Annotated in this window: 21 protein-coding genes; 14 read left to right on the forward strand and 7 right to left on the reverse strand. The window is 57.9% G+C overall.

Translation table 11 applies throughout. From position 1 onward, the window contains the following. Nucleotides 1-82 precede the first annotated feature (82 nt). Nucleotides 83-1,741 carry a choline dehydrogenase gene (gene betA / locus ABWV79_RS18275; protein ID WP_353393750.1) on the forward strand — a complete coding sequence of 553 codons (1,659 nt, stop codon included), beginning with the start codon at nucleotides 83-85 and terminating at the stop codon, nucleotides 1,739-1,741. Nucleotides 1,742-1,819: 78 nt separating this feature from the next. Next, the gene (locus tag ABWV79_RS18280) at nucleotides 1,820-2,059 is read left to right on the forward strand and encodes an HP1242/YdcH family protein (protein ID WP_170352480.1); all 240 of its coding nucleotides are present in this window, start codon (nucleotides 1,820-1,822) and stop codon (nucleotides 2,057-2,059) included. 74 nt (nucleotides 2,060-2,133) lie between these two features. Here ABWV79_RS18280 and ABWV79_RS18285 read toward each other — a convergent pair whose 3' ends face one another. Both ABWV79_RS18285 and ABWV79_RS18290 read right to left on the reverse strand, forming a co-directional pair. Continuing rightward, the gene (locus ABWV79_RS18285; RefSeq protein ID WP_353393752.1) at nucleotides 2,134-3,534 is read right to left on the reverse strand and encodes a helix-turn-helix domain-containing protein; all 1,401 of its coding nucleotides are present in this window, start codon (nucleotides 3,532-3,534) and stop codon (nucleotides 2,134-2,136) included. 65 nt (nucleotides 3,535-3,599) lie between these two features. After that, the gene (locus tag ABWV79_RS18290) at nucleotides 3,600-4,805 is read right to left on the reverse strand and encodes a multidrug effflux MFS transporter (protein ID WP_353393754.1); all 1,206 of its coding nucleotides are present in this window, start codon (nucleotides 4,803-4,805) and stop codon (nucleotides 3,600-3,602) included. A gap of 184 nt (nucleotides 4,806-4,989) precedes the next feature. Between ABWV79_RS18290 and ABWV79_RS18295 the strand changes: the two genes are divergently transcribed. The 4 genes from ABWV79_RS18295 to ABWV79_RS18310 all read left to right on the forward strand — a co-directional run bounded on the left by ABWV79_RS18295 (nucleotide 4,990) and on the right by ABWV79_RS18310 (nucleotide 7,604). Beyond that, a complete protein-coding gene (locus ABWV79_RS18295) occupies nucleotides 4,990-6,522 on the forward strand; it encodes an acyl-CoA carboxylase subunit beta (RefSeq protein ID WP_170753166.1) in 1,533 nt (510 codons plus the stop codon). 262 nt (nucleotides 6,523-6,784) lie between these two features. Beyond that, nucleotides 6,785-7,114 (forward strand): DUF6497 family protein, encoded by a 330-nt coding sequence (locus tag ABWV79_RS18300; protein ID WP_353393756.1) that lies wholly within the window; start codon nucleotides 6,785-6,787, stop codon nucleotides 7,112-7,114. A gap of 2 nt (nucleotides 7,115-7,116) precedes the next feature. After that, nucleotides 7,117-7,257 (forward strand): hypothetical protein, encoded by a 141-nt coding sequence (locus ABWV79_RS18305; protein WP_214648750.1) that lies wholly within the window; start codon nucleotides 7,117-7,119, stop codon nucleotides 7,255-7,257. After that, on the forward strand, nucleotides 7,251-7,604 hold the full coding sequence (locus ABWV79_RS18310) for a hypothetical protein (RefSeq protein ID WP_170352485.1): 354 nt from the start codon (nucleotides 7,251-7,253) through the stop codon (nucleotides 7,602-7,604). Before ABWV79_RS18305 ends, ABWV79_RS18310 begins: the two co-directional genes overlap by 7 nt. Before the next feature lie 86 nt (nucleotides 7,605-7,690). Here the strand turns inward: ABWV79_RS18310 and ABWV79_RS18315 are convergent, their stop codons facing one another. Then, nucleotides 7,691-8,848, reverse strand: a complete 1,158-nt coding sequence (locus ABWV79_RS18315) for a DcaP family trimeric outer membrane transporter (protein WP_353393758.1) — start codon at nucleotides 8,846-8,848, stop codon at nucleotides 7,691-7,693. Between the two features lie 650 nt (nucleotides 8,849-9,498). Between ABWV79_RS18315 and ABWV79_RS18320 the strand changes: the two genes are divergently transcribed. Beyond that, entirely contained in the window at nucleotides 9,499-9,702 is a 204-nt protein-coding gene (locus ABWV79_RS18320; RefSeq protein ID WP_170753160.1) for a hypothetical protein, read from the forward strand. A gap of 114 nt (nucleotides 9,703-9,816) precedes the next feature. Beyond that, a complete protein-coding gene (locus tag ABWV79_RS18325; protein ID WP_353393760.1) occupies nucleotides 9,817-11,862 on the forward strand; it encodes an acetyl-CoA carboxylase biotin carboxylase subunit in 2,046 nt (681 codons plus the stop codon). 76 nt (nucleotides 11,863-11,938) lie between these two features. Here the strand turns inward: ABWV79_RS18325 and ABWV79_RS18330 are convergent, their stop codons facing one another. Beyond that, nucleotides 11,939-12,385, reverse strand: a complete 447-nt coding sequence (locus tag ABWV79_RS18330) for a DUF4174 domain-containing protein (protein ID WP_170352489.1) — start codon at nucleotides 12,383-12,385, stop codon at nucleotides 11,939-11,941. 169 nt (nucleotides 12,386-12,554) lie between these two features. Here ABWV79_RS18330 and scpA point away from each other — a divergent pair, with 169 nt between their 5' ends. From scpA to ABWV79_RS18360, 6 genes are all read left to right on the forward strand, one after another. Then, a complete protein-coding gene (gene scpA / locus ABWV79_RS18335) occupies nucleotides 12,555-14,681 on the forward strand; it encodes a methylmalonyl-CoA mutase (RefSeq protein ID WP_353393762.1) in 2,127 nt (708 codons plus the stop codon). A gap of 100 nt (nucleotides 14,682-14,781) precedes the next feature. Continuing rightward, a complete protein-coding gene (locus ABWV79_RS18340) occupies nucleotides 14,782-15,384 on the forward strand; it encodes a VOC family protein (protein WP_353393764.1) in 603 nt (200 codons plus the stop codon). Beyond that, nucleotides 15,381-15,905, forward strand: a complete 525-nt coding sequence (locus tag ABWV79_RS18345) for a GNAT family N-acetyltransferase (RefSeq protein WP_353393766.1) — start codon at nucleotides 15,381-15,383, stop codon at nucleotides 15,903-15,905. Before ABWV79_RS18340 ends, ABWV79_RS18345 begins: the two co-directional genes overlap by 4 nt. Before the next feature lie 9 nt (nucleotides 15,906-15,914). Beyond that, nucleotides 15,915-16,595 carry a molecular chaperone DjiA gene (locus ABWV79_RS18350; protein ID WP_170352493.1) on the forward strand — a complete coding sequence of 227 codons (681 nt, stop codon included), beginning with the start codon at nucleotides 15,915-15,917 and terminating at the stop codon, nucleotides 16,593-16,595. Between the two features lie 5 nt (nucleotides 16,596-16,600). Continuing rightward, nucleotides 16,601-17,599, forward strand: coding sequence for an endonuclease/exonuclease/phosphatase family protein (locus ABWV79_RS18355; RefSeq protein WP_353393768.1), 999 nt, complete (start codon nucleotides 16,601-16,603; stop codon nucleotides 17,597-17,599). A 37-nt stretch (nucleotides 17,600-17,636) separates the two neighbouring features. After that, nucleotides 17,637-18,008 carry a hypothetical protein gene (locus ABWV79_RS18360; protein WP_353393770.1) on the forward strand — a complete coding sequence of 124 codons (372 nt, stop codon included), beginning with the start codon at nucleotides 17,637-17,639 and terminating at the stop codon, nucleotides 18,006-18,008. Nucleotides 18,009-18,011: 3 nt separating this feature from the next. On the opposite strand, the gene ABWV79_RS18365 is transcribed toward ABWV79_RS18360, so the two are convergent. The 3 genes from ABWV79_RS18365 to ABWV79_RS18375 are packed head-to-tail and all read right to left on the reverse strand — an operon-like array spanning nucleotide 18,012 to nucleotide 21,369. Beyond that, complete coding sequence (locus tag ABWV79_RS18365; RefSeq protein ID WP_353393772.1) at nucleotides 18,012-19,556, reverse strand: Ppx/GppA family phosphatase; 1,545 nt, start codon at nucleotides 19,554-19,556, stop codon at nucleotides 18,012-18,014. 49 nt (nucleotides 19,557-19,605) lie between these two features. Continuing rightward, nucleotides 19,606-20,295: a P-loop NTPase family protein gene (locus ABWV79_RS18370; protein WP_170724339.1), complete on the reverse strand. Its 690-nt coding sequence runs from the start codon at nucleotides 20,293-20,295 to the stop codon at nucleotides 19,606-19,608. Continuing rightward, nucleotides 20,296-21,369, reverse strand: a complete 1,074-nt coding sequence (locus ABWV79_RS18375; RefSeq protein ID WP_170352498.1) for an AI-2E family transporter — start codon at nucleotides 21,367-21,369, stop codon at nucleotides 20,296-20,298. It lies immediately after the preceding gene. Nucleotides 21,370-21,376: the final 7 nt, after the last annotated feature.

Genomic DNA, 21,376 nt, shown 5'->3' on the forward strand with positions numbered 1-21,376 from the left:
GATTTAGTAATACCCCCTTCGGTTCGGTCAAGGTTTTTCGATGGAAAATCTTGGTGCACCGGTGGGAAACGGAGACCCGAAAATGGAAGCAGATTTCGTCATCGTCGGCGCAGGTTCCGCAGGCTGCGCGATGGCATACCGGCTAAGCGAGGCAGGGGCCTCGGTTCTGGTGATCGAGCATGGCGGAACGGATGCTGGGCCGTTCATCCAGATGCCGGCTGCACTGAGCTATCCGATGAATATGTCGCGCTACGACTGGGGCTATCAGTCCGAGCCCGAGCCACATCTGAACAACCGTCGTTTGGCCTGTCCACGCGGCAAGGTGATCGGAGGGTCTTCCTCGATCAACGGCATGGTCTATGTGCGCGGCCACGCGCGGGACTTTGATACCTGGGCCGAGATGGGGGCGGATGGGTGGTCCTATTCGGATGTGCTGCCCTATTACAAACGCATGGAGACCTGGCACGACGGTGGGCACGGGGGCGACACGGCGTGGCGCGGCACCGATGGTCCGCTGCATGTGTCGCGTGGGCCGCGCGAGAATCCGCTGTTCAAAGCGTTCGTCGATGCGGGCCAGCAGGCAGGGTACGAGGTCACGGGCGACTATAACGGCGAAAAGCAGGAAGGCTTTGGCCCAATGGAGCAAACCGTCTGGAAGGGGCGGCGCTGGTCGGCGGCGAATGCGTATCTGAAGCCTGCGCTCAAGCGCGACAATTGCGATATTGTGCGGGGTCTGGCGTCGAAGGTCGTAATCGAGAATGGCCGTGCGACCGGAGTTGAACTTGTGCGCGGTGGTAAGACTGAGGTCATTCGCGCCCGGCGCGAGGTGGTGCTGGCGGCGTCGTCCATCAACTCGCCCAAACTGTTGATGTTGTCAGGGATTGGCCCGTCGGCGCATCTGGCCGAGCATGGGATTGAGGTGGTCGCCGATCGTCCGGGTGTGGGTGCGAACCTTCAGGACCATCTTGAGCTGTACATCCAGCAGGCATCGCTGCAGCCGATCACGCTGTATAAACACTGGAACCTGATCAGCAAGGGCTTGATCGGCGCGCAGTGGCTGTTCACGAAAACCGGGCTTGGGGCTTCGAACCAGTTCGAAAGCGCGGCATTCATCCGCTCGCAGCCGGGTGTCGAATATCCTGACATTCAATACCACTTCCTGCCGATTGCCGTACGCTATGACGGGCAGGCGGCGGCCGAGGGGCATGGGTTCCAGGCGCATGTTGGGCCGATGCGGTCGCCGTCGCGGGGTGCTGTGACATTGCGATCCAAAAGGGCCGAGGATGCCCCTGTGATCAAGTTCAACTACATGAGTCATGAGGCGGATTGGGAAGACTTCCGCACCTGTATCGGCCTGACCCGCGAGATTTTCGGGCAGGAGGCGTTCAAACCCTACGCCGGCAAGGAAATCCAGCCCGGTGCTGACGTTCAAACAGATGATGAATTGAACGCTTTCATCGCCGAACATGCCGAGAGCGCCTATCACCCATGCGGAACTTGTCGGATGGGGCGTGCGGATGATCCAAACGCGGTTGTCGATCCTGAAGGCCGCGTGATCGGTGTGGATGGGCTGCGGGTGGCCGATAGTTCGGTTTTCCCTCAGATTACCAATGGTAACCTCAATGCGCCTTCCATCATGGTCGGGGAGAAGGTCTCGGATCATGTGTTGGGGCGCAACCCGTTGCCTAAGGCCAATGACCGGCCATGGATTCATCCTCAATGGGCGACATCACAGCGGTGATTTGATCCGCGTCAAAGCGGGGTAGCGCAGACATCTATAAACCTGAATCGCAACGACTAATCTAAGGAGCGAACAGAAATGTCCAACACCCCGCATGAACTGGCCGAAGAGTTTCCGGACAAAGTTGAGGTGATGAGCCAGCTCAAGCAATCAGACGCTCACTTTGCGCGGCTGGCAGAGGAGTACCATGAGATCAACCGCGTGGTGCACCGAGCCGAAACCAATGTCGAGCCCATGGAGGATTTGGCCGAAGGTGAATTGCGCAAGAAGCGCGCGGTTCTAAAAGATGAGATCTGGGCGATTTTGTCCAAAGCATAAGCCAAAAGGGCGGGGGCTCTGCCCCCGTCGCGGCACGTAGCGCCTTCCCCGGGATATTTCAGGCTAAGTGAAGTTCAGGTGACTTCGTAAGGCAAGGTATTGCGGGTATGGGCGTCGATGGTCAGGCGACGTTCGAGTGGTGGAACCGAACGCTGGTGGCAGTTCTGCCTTTCACAGATACGGCAGGATATTCCGATTGGTTCGTAGGCGCTGGCGTTATTGATATCCAGATTATCTGCATAGACGAGGGCTTCGGCGTGCCGGACTTCACATCCAAGCGCGATGGCGTAGCGACGCACAGGCGCGCCGAAGGATCCCCCGGATTTCGAAACGTCCCGCGCCAACGAGATGTATTGAACGCCATCGGGGGTTTCCGCTAGTTGCCGCAGGAAATGGCCCGGTGTTTCAAAGGCGCGGTGCACGTTCCAAAGGGGGCAGGCGCCGCCAAAGCGGGCGAATTGCAGGCGTGTGGCCGAGTGGCGTTTGGTGATTGTACCGGCCTGATCGACACGGACAAAGAAAAACGGAATACCCTTGGCACCGGGACGTTGCAGTGTCGAAAGGCGGTGAGCGACCTGTTCGATTGAAGCCCCAAAGCGGTTGCTGAGCAGCTCCAGATCATGGCGGTAGTCTTGCGCGGCCCCAAGGAATGCGCTGTAGGGCATTAGGGATGCGCCTGCGAAGTAGTTGGCGAGGCCGATCTTGGCGATGGCGCGGGCTTCATCCGTTTGGAATTTGGCAAAGTCCAACGTCGCTTCCAGCAGCTTGTCCTGGTTTATCAGGGCGACTTGCAGCAAAAGCTGGAATACCTGCGTTTGAGGCGTGCTGCGCGAGGACAGAGACAGGGTTTTGCTGTCAGCGTCATACCGTCGGGTTTCTTTGATATCAGCAATGTGTACCCGAATTTCCGTTTCTCGCAGGCTGCTGATCGCCGCATCGCGAATGCCGCCGGTTTCTTGTGCAATTGACGCGAAACGCTCGGCCGCCCGATCCACGGCGTCAATGTAGTTGTCGCAATAGTGGAAGAAATCCCGGACCTCTTCCCAGGGGCTGGCTTGAATTTGCGCATCTTCACGCCCCAATGCTTCGTCCAGCGATGCAAGCCGTTCGTGGGTCTGCCGATAAGTTCGGTGCAAAGCGATAAACGCGCGGGCCAACGCAGGCGCATTTGATGCCGCCAGTCGCAGATCGGCCAACGGGGGCATTGCATCGTCAAAGACCGGATCGGCGAGTGCTTCGCGCATGTCTGACACAAGGCGTTCGCTGTCGCCGGTGCTTAACTCGGTCACGTCCATGCCGAATTCCTGCGCCAATGCCAGAACAACCGTGGTCGAGATGGGACGGTTGTTGTTCTCCATCTGATTAAGATAAGGGAGCGAAACCCCAAGCTTGGCGGCGAATTCCTTTTGGGTCAGGGTCAGGCGCGTACGCATCTCGCGCAGTTTCGCGCCTGCATAGAGTTTCTGGGTCGCCATGGCGCGCCTTTGCAACTATTCCGTTGTGGGAAATTAACTTTGCAAATCGCTGGGCGCAAGCATTGCTAGAGTCCCAGATGACGTTCCCGCCGGATTACAGATGTAATTGCAAAGACAGCCAGCAAGGCGGTTATCAGCATCAGCCATAGCAAGGGCATCGCCCCTGTTTCGCGGGTCAGCAGCGACCCGGCCAGTGCGCTGAGACCAGCCCCACCCGCCAGCATGATAGCGCCGCTCAGCCCCGCGGCCGTTGCTGCCAGATGTGGGCGCACTGACAGAGCGCCCGAAGTAGCGTTCGGGATTGTCATGCCATTTCCAAGGCCAACGAATGTCATAAGCCCAAAGAAACTGAGGGGTGTGCCTAGCCCAAACAGGAACAAAAGCGCCGACAGAAAAACGCCAGCGGCATTCAAGATGCAGCCCCGCAGGACCATTCGGTTGACACCAAATCGGACGGAATACCGACCGCTTAGGAAGTTGCCGGCAAAATACCCAATCGCAGGCGCGCCAAAATATACGCCAACTTCTGCGGCTGACATTCCGAATATCTCGGTCCCGATAAATGGAGCTCCACCGAGGTAGGCGAAGAAGGCACCTGACGACAACGCAGAGGATAGCGAATACCCCCAAAAGCGAGGAGACGTCAGCAGTTCAGGATACTCTCGAAACTGTTGCAGCAGGGTCTTTCCGCTTTTGGCTGAGGTTTCTCCGAAGTCTTTGAAGCACAGGATCAGCGTCAATGCGCCCAAAACGAAAGGCAGCCAGAAATTAGCCTTCCATCCGAGGGATTCTTCCAGCAGCCCTCCGATCGCGGGGGCAATCATCGGGACGACCGCCATCCCCATAGTCACGTAGCCAATCATCGAGGCAGCCTGATCCTGATCGTAAAGATCCCGCACGGCAGCCCGGCTCAGCACCATGCCGACGACTATTATCGCCTGAGACATCCGAAACGCCAGAAAGACCGTGGCGTTCGGCGCGTAGATGCAGCCCAATGTCACCACCAGGAACAGGGTAAGGCCATACAGCAAAACTGGCCTGCGGCCGGCCTTGTCTGCGATCGGTCCGATAAGAATCTGCAGCACCGCGCTGACCATAAGGTACAGGGCGATCGAAAGCTGCATGACCTTATAGTCTGTCTGGAAATAAACAGCCATGTTTGGCAGGCTGGGAAGATAGAGATTCAGACTAAGTGCCGACAGCCCTGACAATAGCACAAGCGTGGCAATAGATGGTGGTGAGCGTCGAGTGGAAGATGATCTGAACTGCATAGTTCAATTGTATAGTCCGCGATTTTGGGATTGGCATCAGCATTGTGATCTCAGCGTTGAAATTTGCTGATTTGCATTATGCCATCGATAAATGTTCAAAGGTTTGCAAATTTGCCGAAAGTTGCTTTGGGCTGGCAAGCATAACGTATAGTGTCCCGCCAGATTACATTAGGGGATCACTGTCATGAAAGACATCCTGACCGAGCTTGAAGACCGCCGTAACAATGCCCGTTTGGGTGGTGGTCAAAAACGGATTGACGCTCAGCATGCGCGCGGCAAGCTGACTGCGCGGGAACGTATCGAACTGCTGTTGGATGAAGACAGCTTTGAAGAGTTCGACATGTTCGTCAGTCATCGCTGCACCGATTTTGGTATGGAAAACCAGAAACCTGCGGGCGATGGCGTAGTCACCGGCTGGGGCACGATCAACGGTCGGATGGTTTATGTGTTCAGCCAGGACTTTACCGTATTTGGCGGGTCTCTTTCGGAAACGCATGCCCAGAAGATTTGCAAGATCATGGATATGGCGATCCAGAATGGCGCACCAGTGATCGGCATCAACGACTCGGGCGGCGCGCGGATTCAGGAAGGCGTCGCCTCGTTGGCGGGCTATGCCGAGGTGTTCCAGCGCAACATCATGGCTTCGGGCGTGGTGCCGCAGATCAGCGTGATCATGGGACCCTGTGCAGGTGGCGCAGTGTACAGCCCGGCGATGACCGACTTTATCTTTATGGTCAAAGACACCTCTTACATGTTCGTGACCGGCCCTGATGTGGTGAAAACTGTCACCAATGAGGTTGTCACTGCCGAAGAACTGGGCGGCGCATCGACCCACACCAAGAAATCCTCGGTCGCGGATGGCGCCTTTGAAAACGACGTTGAAGCGCTGGCCGAAGTACGCCGTCTCGTCGATTTCCTGCCGCTCAACAACCAAGAGAAACCCCCGGTCCGTCCGTTCTTTGATGAACCCGACCGGATTGAAACCTCGTTGGATACGTTGATCCCGGACAATCCGAACACGCCCTACGACATGAAGGAACTCATCACCAAAGTGGCGGATGAGGGCGACTTCTACGAGATTCAGGAAGACTACGCCAAAAACATCATCACCGGTTTCATTCGCCTCGAAGGGCAGACTGTCGGTGTTGTCGCCAACCAGCCGATGGTTCTGGCCGGGTGCTTGGACATCGACAGCTCGCGCAAGGCGGCCCGGTTCGTGCGGTTCTGTGACTGCTTTGAAATCCCGATCCTGACACTGGTCGATGTCCCGGGCTTTTTGCCGGGCACGTCGCAGGAATATGGCGGCGTCATCAAACACGGCGCAAAGCTGCTGTTTGCCTATGGTGAGGCGACCGTTCCGAAAGTCACCGTGATTACCCGCAAAGCCTATGGCGGGGCTTATGACGTTATGGCGTCGAAGCACCTGCGTGGTGATTTCAACTATGCGTGGCCGACAGCCGAGATCGCGGTGATGGGTGCCAAGGGCGCGACCGAAATCATCCACCGCGCCGATCTGGGCGATGCCGAGAAAATCGCGCAGCACACACAAGATTACGAAGACCGTTTCGCCAATCCATTCGTTGCTGCCGAACGTGGCTTCATCGACGAGGTGATCATGCCGCAATCGACGCGGCGTCGCGTTTCGCGCGCTTTCGCAAGCCTGCGCAACAAAAAGCTGAAAAACCCCTGGAAAAAGCACGACAACATCCCGTTGTAAGTGCTTGGGCGGGGTCGGTTTCTAGTCAACTCGACCCCGATTGCCTTTGGCAGTCCTAGGTAACGAAGACCTGACAGGGACTTGAGTTTGACATTGAGGGCAAAGCTGATAAATGAGTGCTCTTACCAGATATAGAAAAGCGCGGGCCAAAAGCCATGCGCGCGCGATCCCGGAGAGAGGAGCTCACCTTTGGTGGGTCCGGGGTCGCGCCTTTTGTCTAGGCCTTTTGACCCTGTCATCCCCTGTAGTTGCGGAAACCAATTTGGCTGTCCCTTCGGGTCAGCCCGTGCATCTGAGCGATGTTCTGTTGGACAACAACCCCGGCGAACTTTGGGTCCGTTTCCGCTTTGTTGCTCCGAAGATCGGTTCCGACGTAGGCCGTATCGGCTATGACGTCGCCTCGGTCGATATGGAGCACCTGTGCCATACGCTGGCCGTCGCTTATGTTGCTGAATACGATTTGGAACCGGCACGCGTAGTGATCTCGCTGTCTGATAGGCCAACGGAATTTGGACAAGCCGCACCTGACGCCACGCAGTATTTCGAAGCCTACCGATTGGAGCAGGCGCAGTGTATCTGGGAGGGGCTCTGATCATGAGACCCGGTTTTCAGATCGTCAGAGCGTTTCTGACCAGCAATGCGGCTTTGGAGGTGCGCAAGATGAACTCATCCATCACAGGATGCGATTTCGATGTTTTTGGGGACATTTACGTCAGCGGAGGAGCAACATGCTGAAGCACCGCGGATTTCCCGGTCGTTTGGCCGGAACAGATTTCCAATTCACAATCCGCCGGGCCAATCCCAAGGGCGTGACGCCGCTAACCAGACGAGAACGGTTCCGTGATCGCAAACCGGCCGACCGCCGGGCGGATGCGGGATTTATGGAGGCGCTCTGGCAACATTTCGGCGACCAGCCTTTTGAGAGGGGCAATCTGGATGCCGGTCGTCTTAGCTGGTTGTTCGAGCGTGAAGTCATTCCAGCCGAGGATCCTTTTGATCCGGCCAGCTATGACGCATTGCTGGTGATCGATCCTGACGCTGCAAAGCTGTCGTTTCCGGATGTTTTCGACGGACTGCGCTGATTTTGACCTATCTGGCCGTATATCCTCACGCGGGCAATGCTCCGTGGAAAACCCTGCCCCGATGGGGGCAGGGTCGTGATATGCGATCAGAAGTTCAACTGCGCCGCAACTTGAACGCGGCTGCCGTCAAAGTCATCGCCCGAGTTCACGTCGTTCCGCTCACCGTAGATGTATTCGGCGCTCAGTGTCAGAGTCTCGGTCGCCTGATAGAAGGCGTTTACGTGGATCGTCTCAAGCTCGGTAAATGCCAGATCACCAGTCGAGGTTGCCAAGTCATAGTCCTCGTAACCGTAGGCGATACCGACGTTCCATTTCGGACCGATGTCCTGACGCAGTTCGACGGTGAAGCCGTCAACATCGTTGGCTTCGCCGTTGACCACCGCATCACCCAAGCCGATCAGCCACGGTCCAAGCGCCTGACCGGTCACGTAGTTGACCTGGAACAGGCCGCCCTGCCAAAGCCGCGCCGATCCGGACAGAGTCACACCCCATTGGTCGACTTCATTGATGCCGGCGTCGTCCTGGGCTCGACCGTAAAGACCGGCAATTCGGGCGACGTAGGTGCCATCATTGTATTCGGCCGACGCGGTGAAAACCGGATCATCCGAGTTGGAGCTACCGACGTTTTCCTCGATGGAGAGTGCAAATTCGGCATTTTCAGAGAATGCGTTAGTGTAACGGACCTGCGGAACACGGGCGAAGGCGATACCAACGGGACCGTTGAATTCAACCGAGGTCGGATAGGTGTCCAAGGGCTGGAAGTTGGTCCAGAACTGGCCGATCAACCACTGGTCGCCGATACGGATATTGGCGTGACGCAAACGCAGTTCAGCAGCGCCGCCGCCTGCAAACAGGTCAAGCTCCAACTGACCGCCGATATCGCCAATGGCGCTGGGCGTACTGGTGAGCAAGCCGATCCGCGACTGACGGACGGTTGCGCCAAAGGTGCCGCTGGTCTCAGCGGAAGGTTCACCAATTACGTTAACGAACGCTGTATCGCCTTGGTCGAAGTCGAAATCGTAGAAGAAGTCGGCTTTGACATAGCCATAGACGTCCAGTGTCGTATTCCCGATCCTAAATTCACCGGGTGTCGCGTTCGGTCCCTGAGATTCCAAGGCTTCGATCCGGAGGCGAAGTTTCTCCAGTTCGGCCTGCGTATTCGCATCCTGGGCATAAGCAAGCGTGCAAGTCACACTAAGCGCAGTAGCAGCGAGCAGAGATGCCGTTTTTCTCTTTGTAATCATTTGGATGTTTCCTTGTGTGCGAGTGTGCACGCGCAACGTTCCACGCCGACGATTTTCAGGGAAATCACGAGATTGGGACAATCAAACGCAAAAATCTCAAGAAAATTTGTGGGAAAAACGGACCTGGATCACAGCAAGGTGAACAGATCGGTTAACCTTATGAGTGCAGTGTTTTTTTTCGTCGCTATCGCGTGCGCAAAACGTGATGCTGCAAGTGCAAAGCTTGTTTTTCGGGTCAACGTTTGTAACGGGATTGTGACGAACATTCGCGTGAGTCCCCGTGAATATGCGCGAAACAGCGTCGGCGCAAAATTGCGCGGCTTTTCCTTGAATGGGCAGATTCCAGCCGGAAAAATTGCAACTCGTGAATCACAGTTTGCAGGTGCAACCACACCGTGCATGGTGACCAAGCCGTGCGGCTCTACTTTGCCTGCGCCGCACATGCACCTACTATTCCGTACCCCTTCCTTCCGCGGGCAGGCTTGTGAGTTTCACAAATCCCTGCCCGCGTTTTTCTTTGCGCACACGGAGGGGGATCGACGGCATAAAGCTGCGCATATTTGGCCTAATACCTGTCTGTTATTGAATAGCGGTACACGAACCGCGCATCTGGCTTCGACTGATTCAAACCAACAGATGAGGCAGAAATCATGCGACTCTCGAAACTTGCGCTTGCATTGGCGACCTGCGCCGGGCTTGCAGCCTGTGGCGACACCACGGGTGAACAGGCGATCTTGGGCGGTGGCGCCGGCGCGGTCGGCGCGGCGGTGCTGCAATCGGACCCGCTCTTTGGGGCCGTGGTCGGCGCGGCCGGCAACGTGCTGTATTGCAAGACGCAAAACAACTGTAGCTAACGAAGTCATCGGGGCTTACTCGGCCCCGACCGTCATCGCTGATCACGCCGTCGTGGGGTTAAGTCCTCGCGGCGGCGTGTTACGTTTTTCGAACACCAAGACAAAGGACGTTCCATGTTCAACAAGATACTGATCGCCAACCGGGGCGAAATCGCCTGCCGGGTCATCAAGACTGCGCGCAAGATGGGTATCGGCACCGTTGCCATTTATTCGGACGCGGACCGCAACGCGCTGCACGTATCGATGGCGGATGAGGCCGTTCATATCGGCCCGCCCCCTGCGAACCAGTCCTATATCGTGATTGACAAGGTCATGGACGCGATCCGTCAAAGCGGCGCGCAGGCGGTACATCCCGGTTACGGCTTCCTGTCGGAAAACTCTAAGTTCGCCGAAGCGCTTGATGCCGAAGGCGTGGCTTTTGTCGGTCCCCCGGTCGGCGCGATCGAAAGCATGGGCGACAAGATCACCTCGAAGAAAATTGCGCAGGACGCAGGCGTGTCGACCGTGCCCGGTTACATGGGGCTGATCGAAGACGCGGAAGAGGCAGTGAAGATTTCGAACGAGATTGGCTACCCGGTCATGATCAAGGCCAGCGCCGGTGGCGGCGGCAAAGGCATGCGGATCGCGTGGAATGACGACGAGGCGCGCGAGGGTTTCCAGTCGTCCAAGAACGAGGCCGCGAATTCCTTTGGCGATGACCGGATCTTCATCGAGAAATTCGTAACCCAGCCGCGCCATATCGAAATTCAGGTTCTCTGCGACAGCCACGGCAACGGCATTTATCTGGGCGAGCGTGAATGCTCGATTCAGCGTCGGAACCAGAAGGTTGTGGAAGAGGCCCCGTCGCCCTTCCTCGACCCCGAGACACGCAAGGCGATGGGTGAACAGGCCGTCGCGCTGGCCAAGGCTGTAAACTATGCCAGCGCCGGGACGGTCGAGTTCATCGTGGATGGGGACAAGAACTTCTACTTCCTGGAAATGAACACCCGCCTGCAGGTGGAACACCCTGTGACCGAGCTGATCACCGGTGTCGATCTGGTGGAACAGATGATCCGCGTAGCCGCAGGTGAGAAACTGACCATCACCCAAGATGACGTCACCCTGACTGGCTGGGCGATTGAAAATCGTCTGTATGCCGAAGACCCGTATCGCAACTTCCTGCCCTCGATTGGCCGTTTAACCCGCTATCGCCCGCCGATGGAAACGGCGGCTGGTCCGATGTTGGTGAATGGCAAATGGCAGGGTGACGCGCCCGAAGGCGAGGCCGCAGTGCGTAACGATACCGGCGTCTATGAGGGCGGCGAGATCAGCATGTACTATGATCCGATGATCGCCAAGCTCTGCACCTGGGCGCCGACCCGCGAAGCGGCGATTGAGGCGATGCGCGTGGCGCTGGACAGCTTTGAGGTCGAAGGTATCGGTCACAACCTGCCGTTCCTGTCGGCAGTGATGGATCATCCCAAATTCATCAGTGGCGACATGACCACCGCTTTCATCGCCGAAGAGTATCCCGACGGTTTTGAAGGCGTCACCCTGCCAGAAGAAGACCTGCGCTGTATCGCTGCGTCTTGCGCGGCGATGTACCGTGTCGCTGAAATTCGTCGCACCCGCGTCTCGGGTCGTATGGACAACCACGAGCGCAAGGTCGGCGCGCATTGGAATGTTGCGCTGCAGGGTCAGGAGTTCGACGTCAAGATCGAAGCGGATAAAGAGGGCGCGACAGTGGCCTTCTCGGATGGCACAAGTCTGCGGGTTGCCTCGGATTGGACGCCGGGCGACCAACTTGCTGTTTTGGATGTCGACGGAGAGGCGCTGGTCATGAAGGTCGGCAAAATCTCGGGTGGGTTCCGTATCCGCAACCGGGGTGCAGACCTGAAAGTGCATGTGCGCCGTCCGCGCCAGGCGGAATTGGCCAAACTGATGCCCGAGAAACTGCCGCCCGATACCTCGAAAATGCTGCTCTGCCCGATGCCCGGCCTGATCGTGAAGATCGACGTTGAACTGGGCCAAGAGGTGCAGGAAGGTCAGGCGCTATGCACTGTCGAGGCGATGAAGATGGAAAACATCCTGCGCGCCGAGAAGAAAGGTGTTGTAGCCAAGATCAACGCAGGCCCCGGCGACAGTCTTGCCGTGGACGATGTGATCATCGAGTTCGAGTGATCATGACGGCACTTTTGTCATACCCCATAGCTCTCCCGGCGTTCCGCGCCGGGGGCTTGGGGCGTGGCGAAGGCTATCAACCGCCCTCGCGCCGTTCGCGAATCTCGCGTTCGCGCAGGGGGGTTTTGTCGATGGATCGACCGATCTCACGCACGCTCCACGGGGACGGTTTGCGCAGTTTGACCACGCCGTCCTTGTCGACGAACACCATCTGGAAACCACGCGGGCGCAATTGCGACCGTATCGGGGATTTTGCCGCCGGGTCCGTGTCGGTGATGACAATCACATCGCGGTCACGCATCGCGGCTTCGCCTTCGATCAGCATGTCGATTTGTTGTTGGAAGCGGGGGTCTGCGGGCGTGTCGGCAAAGACGACAATGGGTCTGTTGACCCATAAAAACTCGCTCAACTCGCTGTCACCTGCGGGTCGGACAAATTCATCCTCATCCGGCGCAGACCCGTCGGCAGCCATCGCGGCCAGCGGGATTAGTGCCGAGAAAACAAGGGCAAGCGTTCGTGTCATGGGGCCTCCTGTTCCATCGAATATAGCCCCTGTTCAGATGAATGCGACCAGTGAAATGCAATGCGCGCTCAATTTGTCGCGCGCAGCCCGGATTGGCCGGGCACTTCGAAACATAACTGCGTGCGGGTTCCTCTTCGCGCGCAACCCGAAATAGGAAAAGGAAATCGCCATGACCGATACCAAAGACTGGCAGGCGCTGGCCGAAAAAGAGCTGCGCGGGCGTCCGCTGGAAGATCTGACCAAAGAGACGCTGGAAGGCATCGACGTCAAGCCGCTCTATACAGCCGAGGATACGGCGGATCTGCCGCACATAGGTACGCTGCCGGGGTTCGGCCCGTTCACGCGCGGGGTGAAGGCTACGATGTATGCAGGCCGCCCATGGACGATCCGTCAATATGCGGGTTTTTCGACCGCCGAGGAATCGAATGCCTTCTACCGCCGCAATCTGGCCGCGGGTCAACAGGGCGTGTCGGTAGCCTTCGATCTGGCCACGCATCGCGGTTATGACAGCGACCACCCGCGCGTGGTGGGCGATGTGGGCAAGGCCGGTGTGGCCATCGACTCTGTCGAGGACATGAAAATCCTGTTCGACGGCATCCCGCTGGACAAGGTTTCGGTCTCGATGACCATGAACGGCGCGGTGATCCCGATTCTGGCGAATTTCATCGTGGCGGGCGAGGAACAGGGGCACGACAAATCTGTGCTGTCCGGCACCATTCAGAATGACATTCTGAAAGAGTTCATGGTGCGGAATACCTATATTTACCCGCCCGAGCCGTCGATGAAGATCATTTCGGACATCATCGATTACACGTCGAATGAGATGCCCAAGTTCAACTCGATCTCGATCTCGGGCTACCACATGCAAGAGGCCGGCGCGAACCTGGTGCAGGAACTCGCCTACACACTGGCTGACGGACGGGAATATGTGCGCGCCGCGACGCAGGCCGGGATGGACGTGGACAAGTTTGCGGGCCGTCTTTCGTTCTTCTTTGCGATTGGTATGAACTTCTTCATGGAGATCGCAAAACTGCGCGCCGCCCGCACCCTGTGGCACCGCGTGATGACCGATTTCGGAGCGAAATCAGAACGGTCCAAGATGTTGCGCACTCATTGTCAGACCTCTGGCGTCTCGCTGCAGGAACAAGACCCATACAACAATGTGATCCGCACAGCCTATGAGGCTATGAGCGCGGTTCTGGGTGGCACGCAAAGCTTGCACACCAACGCGCTGGACGAGGCAATCGCGTTGCCCACTGATTTCTCAGCCCGCATCGCCCGCAACACACAGTTGGTGCTGCAGGAAGAGACCGGTGTAACCGATGTGGTCGATCCTCTGGCGGGCTCATATTACATCGAAAGCCTGACCAATGAGCTGGTCGAAAAAGCCTGGGCCCTGATGGAAGAGGTGGAAGAGATGGGCGGCATGACCAAGGCTGTTGCCTCGGGCATGCCCAAGCTGCGAATCGAGGAAAGCGCCGCGCGCCGTCAGGCGATGATCGACCGGGGCGAAGAGGTCATCGTCGGCGTCAACAAGTACCGCAAGGAGCAGGAAGACCCGATCGACATTCTGGACGTCGACAACGTCGCCGTGCGCGAGGCGCAGGTCGCGCGCCTGGAACGCATTCGCGCCACCCGTGATGAGGCGGCATGTAAACGGGCGCTGGACGCCCTGACCAAAGCCGCCCAGGAGGGCGGAAACCTGCTGGCTGCTGCGGTCGAAGCCGCCCGCGCCCGCGCATCCGTAGGAGAGATCAGCATGGCAATGGAGAAAGAGTTCGGCCGCCACCGCGCCGAGGTGAAAACACTGGCCGGTGTCTATGGTGCCGCCTATGAGGGCGACGAAGGCTTTGCCGCGATCCAGAAATCCATCGACGAATTCGCCGAGGCAGAGGGCCGCCGCCCGCGCCTGTTGGTGGTCAAGATGGGGCAGGACGGGCATGACCGGGGTGCCAAGGTGATCGCGACCGCCTTTGCCGATATCGGCTTTGACGTGGATGTTGGCCCACTGTTCCAGACACCTGCTGAGGCGGCGCAGGATGCGGTCGACAATGACGTTCATGTTGTCGGGATTTCGTCTCAGGCCGCGGGACACAAAACGCTGGCCCCGCAACTGGTCGAAGAACTGAAAAAGGCCGGAGCTGAGGATATTATCGTCATTTGCGGCGGTGTGATCCCGCAGCAGGATTATCAGTTCCTCTATGATCACGGCGTCAAGGCGATCTTTGGACCGGGCACAAACATTCCCGAGGCTGCACAAGACATCTTGCGCCTGATCCGAGAAGCCAAAGGGTAAGGCTAAAGATTTTTCGACGAAAAATCTTGTGATCCCGGCGCTTTGACGGAAACATGCGACCAGACCCAAAAGGTCTGGTCGCACTACGTTGGAGGCACTCATGTTACTGGATCATCTGGCCGTCTCAGGCGAAACCGTTGAGGAGGCTGCATCCCATATCGAAGACGCGCTGGGTGTGACCCTGCAAGAGGGTGGCAAACACGATGCCTTCGGAACACATAATCGTCTACTAGGGTTGGCCGATGGATTGTATCTCGAAGCCATTGCAATAGATCCGACCGCGCCAAATCCAGAGCGAACACGCTGGTTCGATCTGGATCGGTTCGAGGGCCCTCCGCGTTTGACCAATTGGATTTGCCAGGTGCCGAATATTGACGCGGCGCTGGATGTGTTCCCCGATGGTGTTGGACATCCAATCGACTTGGCCCGAGGTGCGTTGCGGTGGCAGATGGCGGTCCCTCCGAGTGGTCGTTTGCCTTTCGACAACTTGTTTCCGGCTCTTATTCAATGGCATGGCGATCTGCACCCGGCGCGGATGTTAACGCAAAGCGGTTGCCGATTGCGCCGGTTGGTGGTCTCGCATCCGGAAGGTCTGGAGCTTGCGAAACTGTTGGGCCAGATGGACGGCGTGGTTTTCGACAGCGGTGCTGCGGCATTGCGGGCCGAGTTTGAGACACCGCATGGACCGCGCGTGTTGGAATGAAAATTCGTCAGGCTCAGGTGGCGGATGCCAAGGCAATCGCGGACATTGCGAATGCTATCATTCGGGACACACTGATCACCTTTACGACGGCTGAACGCAACACCGACAGCATTGCAGAGGATATCCGACAACGGGACCGCGCCTATCTGGTGGTTGAAGACGCCGCTTTGGTTCAGGGATTTGCCACCTATGGCCCGTTCCGATCCGGCCCCGGATATGCTCAATGCCGCGAGCATTCTGTTCAACTATCAGAGCAAGCACGCGGCAAAGGCGCGGGGAGGGCCCTGATGGCTGCACTGGAAGAAGTCGCGCGGCATGAGGGCGTTCATGTGTTGGTCGCCGGCATCTCTTCGGCCAATCCGGGGGCTGAGGCGTTCCATGCAGCGCTTGGGTTCCAACATGTCGGGCGGATGCCCAAAGTAGGATTCAAATGGGGCAAACGGCTGGATCTTGTGCTAATGCAGAAAATTCTTGCCCCCAAGCCACTAGTCGCACCTGACACCGGCGTTTTCAAAGGCTAGGGTGCGCTCATGTCGATCTGGACTCGCATATCCGATGCGCTAAGCGCGCTTGCTAAGGGCGAAAGCCTGACTGCTGTTTTCGAAAAGCTGCGTACGCCGCCTGAACGGTCGGTGGCCTTTACGATCGCAGTGATCGCGCTGGGCGCCAAGATGGCCAAGGCCGATGGGCAAGTAACCCGCGATGAAGTCACCGCATTTCGGGATGTCTTTCAGATCGCGCGCGAAGATGAGGCAGACGCCGCCCGTGTGTTCGACATGGCCCGAACCGACGTTGCGGGGTATCAGGAATATGCCCGCAAGATCGCGGGGATGTTTGCCGATGACAGCACCACCTTCTGCGACCTGATGGAGGGGCTGTTCCACATCGCCATGGCGGATGGGTTCTACCATCCCAACGAAAACGAGTTTCTGGAAGAGGTCAGCCGCATCTTTGGCCAGACCGAGGCGCAGTTTCTGGCCTTGCGCGCGCGGTTTGTTCCGGATGCGCCTAATGATCCCTACATTGTGTTGGGTGTTCCGCGAGATATGCCATTACTTGATATCCGAAAGGTCTGGCGGCAATTGGTGCGCGAAACCCATCCCGACGCGATGATGGCGCGTGGCGTCCCCGAAGAGGCGATCCGACTGGCCGAGAAAAAGATGATCGACATCAACCGCGCATGGGATGAGATCAACGGCGCTCGGGCCTGACCGCAATGCGGCTGGCGACCTACAATATCGAGTGGTTCGCCAATCTTTTTGATCGTCAGGACAAGCTGATTGTCGACGACAGTTGGTCCGGCAGGCACAACATCACCAAAGCGGAACAGGTTGAGGCGATTGCCAAAGTTTTGACGGCCGTAGATGCGGACGCGATGCTCATAGTCGAAGCGCCTAACACCGGTAAGACCCAGAACACCGTGCGCGCGTTGCAGCGCTTTGCCGAGGCATTTGATCTGCGCACCAGTCACGCGGTGATGGGTTTTGCCAACGACACGCATCAAGAACTGTCGCTGATGTATGACCCGATGGCCATGACCGTAAATCACGACCCGAAAGGGACGGGTGACAAGAACGCCCCTCGGTTTGACGGCGTGTTTCATATTGACCTCGACATCGACGCGACCGAAGACCGCGTTCGGTTCTCAAAGCCTCCGATGGAGCTATTGGTGCGAACACCGGCGGGTGGGCGCTTTCGTCTGATCGGCGCGCATCTGAAGTCAAAAGCCCCTCATGGGGCCGAAAGCCGGGATGAGGCTATACGAATCTCGATCGCCAATCGACGCAAGCAATTGGCTCAGGCGGTGTGGTTGTCGCGACGGGTAGGGGCCCATTTAGACGCGGCAGAACCCGTGATCCTGATGGGCGATCTGAACGATGGACCGGGGCTGGATGAGTTTGAAAACCTGTTCGGTCGATCCTCGGTCGAGATTTTGTTGCAGGCGGGCCTGTTCGACCCTCACGCGGTGGAGGCCTATGCGGATCAACCGGGTAGTCTGTTTTCGACGGCGCGCTTTGCACGTCCGACCGAAGGTGAGTATCTTGAGGCTCTGCTGGACTACATCATGATCAGCCAGGAATTGCGGGCGTGCAGTCCGCAATGGCGCATCTGGCATCCTTTTCATGACCCCACCTGCCTGGCTGTGAAGGACTTGCATCAAGCGCTTTTGACCGCATCCGATCATTTCCCTGTCACACTGGATATTGATCTGTGACCTTACATGACCGGCCTGATGGCTCTATATTACCAGTATGAGACATTTCATCACGATCTGCGCGATTTCCGCAGCCTTGACCCAACCGGCCCACGCTGAAGATGACAGCGGCCCGTCGCTGATGGAGCAAGGCGCCGAACTGTTCTTTGAAGGGCTGCGAAAGGAAATGGAACCAGCGTTCGATGAATTGCTGGGGCTGGCTGATCAGTTTGGACCAGCGATGCAGTCCTTCATGGCCGAGATGGGGCCAGCGCTTGCGGATCTGGCTGCCGAGATCGAGGACTGGAGCACCTATGAGGTCCCGGAAATCCTGCCCAATGGTGATATCATTATCCGCAAAAAGTCCGAAACACCCGAAATCGAACCGGTACAGCCGCAGGACGCGCCGGAAGGTGAGATTGATATCTAAGGCTCAGCCTTTGATCACAACGCGGGTTTCCGACCTCAGTGCAGACGCCAGTGAATTCAGGCGCGCTTGGGCCACTTCGCTGAATAGCGAGGCAGCGGTTTCAGGCAAAAACAGTTCAAGCTGTCGCTTTTTGGGATAAAAGCGCAACTTACCCATCGTGGCGTCGTTCTGCATCCAAAGCATCGCGCCGAACCGCATGGCTTTGCCCAGAATCTCGGCCTGTTTCTGGCCGCTTTCATCTAACAGCTCATAAAGCGGCGCAAACCGGTTGTCTTCGCGCTTGTTGCGGTACCGGTGCTGCAGGGCAAGCCCGATGAATACCCGCTCGGAGTGTTTTAGGCCCCCCAAATTGGCGCGTGTGACATAGTCAAAGCAGGTCTCGGCCCGGTAGTCGGGATGCGCGCGCCAACTTACATCATGCAGCAGGCAAGCCGCCTTGATCAGACGCACCCGTGCGTCGGGGGCGGATTTGAACAAGGGCATCACGAAGTCAAACAAGTGTTTGCTGAACCCGGGCAAGCGGGCATCTTTCGCCTCATAAAATCGACTGGCTTCGATCAATGGATCGCGGTCGCGCAGGATTTGCGGCATCTGTTCGTATAGCAAGCCTTCACGGATGCCATAGCTTGAGATCGCGATATCCTTAGGTTTGAACGTCCGCACCAACCGGGCCAGTACATCCATCGCAAAGGGCATCAACGCCATACGAGAGCCAGACACACCAGCAAGGCTTCGCAGCTTGTCCGGGTCGCCCTTTTCAATGAATTTTATTGTCTCGTGAACCTGTTTGGTGGTCATACGGTATTCATGCAGCACGTTCAGCGGATAGCCCCGGCGCAACATGTCCAACCGTGCAAAAGCACGCCAACTGCCACCGACCAGAAACAGCCGGTCACGCTGCGGGCCCATTTGATCGCGCAGCTCTTCCATCGTGGCTTTGATATGTGCTTTGCGCGCCCGTCGCCCACCTTTGATATCGCGCAGCTTGAGCGGACCAAGGGCCGATGTCACGCGGCGGCCCACATCGCCGCCTCCGATCTCGGCCAGTTCCATCGAAGACCCGCCGATGTCGCAGATCAAGCCATAGGCTCCGGGCCAGCCCAACAGGACGCCTTGCGCAGACAGGCGCGCCTCTTCACCGCCGTCGATAACCGAGACGGTCAGGCCAGTTTCGGCATACACCTCTTTGCAGAAGGCAGGCCCATCTGTGGCTTCGCGCACCGCAGCCGTCGCGACAACATGCAGGCCCGGCAGCCCCAAATCCTGGGCCAGTTGTGCAAACCGACGCAGGGCAGCCAATGCGCGTTCCCGTCCCCGTGGGTTCAGACGCCCGGTCTCGGACAGGCCTGCGCCCAGTTCGCACATAACTTTTTCGTTGTAGAAATAGGCTGGCGACCGTGCTGCACCGTCAAAGATAACCATTCGGACCGAGTTCGATCCAACGTCGACCACTCCGACACGCGAAAGGGCGCGGGCCTCGGGGTTGTCGAATAGCGGTTTTCCGAAAGGCCCCCAGTCGGGGATGTCTGTGTCGACGGTCTGATCCATGTCTCTTCCAGATATTCCGTGCTTAGAATGCGAAATCGTCGGGTTTGGGTCAATCGTCAGATGCGACCTCACCTACGTCCGAGTTCAGGACACGCACAGCCAGCGAGCGGGTGATGTCACGTTTTTCAGTCAAAGCCACCAAATCCAACTGCGCGACAACATTTGCGGCTGTCTCGAACCTACGATCCATGTGTTTCACAAGGTAGGATATCACCTCGGGGCCCGGGTTAAGCTGTCGGTCCAGAAACAGTTTAGCCAGAACAGCCCCCAAAAGGGCGTCGTCTGGCGGGTCCAGTGCTACGTGGTGTGCCCCCTCGATCCGGCTTTGAAGGTCAGGCAGCGGCAGTTCCCAGAACTTCGGAGCCATGCGCCCTGTCATCAACAGAGCGTTGCCTTCCGCCAGCGTCAAGTTGTGCAAATGGAACAACGTCTTTTGGAGGTCGGGGTCACCGGCGATCATCGGCACATCTTCCACAGCAATCGGCGTGCTGGCCAGTGCGGGTACATCGTCATAGCGAAGATCACGGGCCTGAATAATCCGGCCTCCGGTCTCAGCCGCCCAGACATGGGCCAGGTGAGTCTTTCCCGCGCCCGCCGGGCCGCTTAGTACCAGTTTGTTGCCGGGCCACGAGGTCGCTGAAATCATTGCCACCGCCAGCGCATTGGCAGGCGAGACAAAGAAATCCTCGCGGCCCAAGGCGGTTTTGGCCGGCAGGTCAAAGCTCAGTTGGCGGGGCATTTATTCGTCGTCCTGTTGAAGCCCCTCAAGGCCCGTATACAAGCGGCTGTCCAGATAAAGCGAAGTCATGAACCGGGCCACAACACCCAGTGCCGCCGCGACCGGAACCGCCACCAGCATCCCGACAAATCCGAACATGGCGCCAAATACCGATAACGCCAGCAAAAGCCAGACCGGGTGCAAACCTACCGAGCTGCCGACCAGCTTGGGGGTCAGGAAATTGCCCTCGGTCACTTGTCCCAGCGCGAAGATCCCGGCGACCAGCCCGATCTGCGCCCAGTCGCCCCAGAACTGAAACAGGGCCAGGCCGATTGCCAGCGATCCGCCGATCAGTGCGCCCAGATAGGGGATGAAGGTCACGAGCCCGGCGATAAAGCCCACGATCAGGCCAAACTGCAGGCCCACCGCCATCAGCGCCACGGCATAATAGGTGCCTAGGATCAGGCAGACCGTCCCCATACCGCGCACGAACGAGGCCAGAACGGCGTCAATCTCGCTGGCCAGGCGCTTTATGGTGGGGGCGTGGTCGCGGGGCAACAGCTCTCCGACACGGGCGATCATACGGTCCCAGTCCAACAGCAAATAGACAGCGACAACGGGGACGATCACCAGCAGTACCACCACATTGATCGCGGATCCCAGCGAGGCCGCCACCGATTGCAGGACATCCCCGGTTTTGGATTGCAGCGTCTCGCCCAGCGAGACAAGGAATTGGTGCGAGCTGGATTCGCGGTCCAGCAGCGAGGGGAATTGTTGCTCGACAAACCCGCGCAGCTGTTTGATCAGGCTGGGCATGAACTCGACAAGGTCGATCAGCTGCGTGACCAGCGCGGGCACGACCATCAGGATCATAAGGACAAAGCCCAGAACTCCGACAACGGTTATAATCGCGGTTGCCGCCATGCGTGACAGCCCCAGATTTTCCAGCCGGTCGGCAACCGGGTCAAGGAAATAGGCAATCGCGCCGCCAATTACGAAAGGTAAAAGCACATCGCCTAGCGCCCACATCAGGAACACGAAGACAACAGCGGCAATGCCCCAGTATCTGAGTTGGTCCTTCACTGGCAGCGCCATGCCCGTC

Origin of the sequence: Ruegeria sp. HU-ET01832 (genome assembly GCF_040371315.1) — a bacterium.
GTDB classification, from domain to species: Bacteria; Pseudomonadota; Alphaproteobacteria; order Rhodobacterales; family Rhodobacteraceae; genus Ruegeria; species Ruegeria lacuscaerulensis_A.

What these genes read in the sequence shown, in the direction of transcription:
- ABWV79_RS18305 (WP_214648750.1), top strand. Translation starts at nt 7,117, where the DNA reads ATGAGACCCGGTTTTCAGATCGTCAGAGCGTTTCTGACCAGCAATGCG.
- ABWV79_RS18280 (WP_170352480.1), top strand. Translation starts at nt 1,820, where the DNA reads ATGTCCAACACCCCGCATGAACTGGCCGAAGAGTTTCCGGACAAAGTT.
- ABWV79_RS18360 (WP_353393770.1), top strand. Translation starts at nt 17,637, where the DNA reads ATGAGACATTTCATCACGATCTGCGCGATTTCCGCAGCCTTGACCCAA.
- scpA (WP_353393762.1), top strand. Translation starts at nt 12,555, where the DNA reads ATGACCGATACCAAAGACTGGCAGGCGCTGGCCGAAAAAGAGCTGCGC.
- betA (WP_353393750.1), top strand. Translation starts at nt 83, where the DNA reads ATGGAAGCAGATTTCGTCATCGTCGGCGCAGGTTCCGCAGGCTGCGCG.
- ABWV79_RS18315 (WP_353393758.1), bottom strand. Translation starts at nt 8,848, where the DNA reads ATGATTACAAAGAGAAAAACGGCATCTCTGCTCGCTGCTACTGCGCTT.
- ABWV79_RS18295 (WP_170753166.1), top strand. Translation starts at nt 4,990, where the DNA reads ATGAAAGACATCCTGACCGAGCTTGAAGACCGCCGTAACAATGCCCGT.
- ABWV79_RS18340 (WP_353393764.1), top strand. Translation starts at nt 14,782, where the DNA reads ATGTTACTGGATCATCTGGCCGTCTCAGGCGAAACCGTTGAGGAGGCT.
- ABWV79_RS18320 (WP_170753160.1), top strand. Translation starts at nt 9,499, where the DNA reads ATGCGACTCTCGAAACTTGCGCTTGCATTGGCGACCTGCGCCGGGCTT.
- ABWV79_RS18365 (WP_353393772.1), bottom strand. Translation starts at nt 19,556, where the DNA reads ATGGATCAGACCGTCGACACAGACATCCCCGACTGGGGGCCTTTCGGA.
- ABWV79_RS18325 (WP_353393760.1), top strand. Translation starts at nt 9,817, where the DNA reads ATGTTCAACAAGATACTGATCGCCAACCGGGGCGAAATCGCCTGCCGG.
- ABWV79_RS18310 (WP_170352485.1), top strand. Translation starts at nt 7,251, where the DNA reads ATGCTGAAGCACCGCGGATTTCCCGGTCGTTTGGCCGGAACAGATTTC.
- ABWV79_RS18330 (WP_170352489.1), bottom strand. Translation starts at nt 12,385, where the DNA reads ATGACACGAACGCTTGCCCTTGTTTTCTCGGCACTAATCCCGCTGGCC.
- ABWV79_RS18375 (WP_170352498.1), bottom strand. Translation starts at nt 21,369, where the DNA reads ATGGCGCTGCCAGTGAAGGACCAACTCAGATACTGGGGCATTGCCGCT.
- ABWV79_RS18370 (WP_170724339.1), bottom strand. Translation starts at nt 20,295, where the DNA reads ATGCCCCGCCAACTGAGCTTTGACCTGCCGGCCAAAACCGCCTTGGGC.
- ABWV79_RS18290 (WP_353393754.1), bottom strand. Translation starts at nt 4,805, where the DNA reads ATGCAGTTCAGATCATCTTCCACTCGACGCTCACCACCATCTATTGCC.
- ABWV79_RS18355 (WP_353393768.1), top strand. Translation starts at nt 16,601, where the DNA reads ATGCGGCTGGCGACCTACAATATCGAGTGGTTCGCCAATCTTTTTGAT.
- ABWV79_RS18350 (WP_170352493.1), top strand. Translation starts at nt 15,915, where the DNA reads ATGTCGATCTGGACTCGCATATCCGATGCGCTAAGCGCGCTTGCTAAG.
- ABWV79_RS18345 (WP_353393766.1), top strand. Translation starts at nt 15,381, where the DNA reads ATGAAAATTCGTCAGGCTCAGGTGGCGGATGCCAAGGCAATCGCGGAC.
- ABWV79_RS18285 (WP_353393752.1), bottom strand. Translation starts at nt 3,534, where the DNA reads ATGGCGACCCAGAAACTCTATGCAGGCGCGAAACTGCGCGAGATGCGT.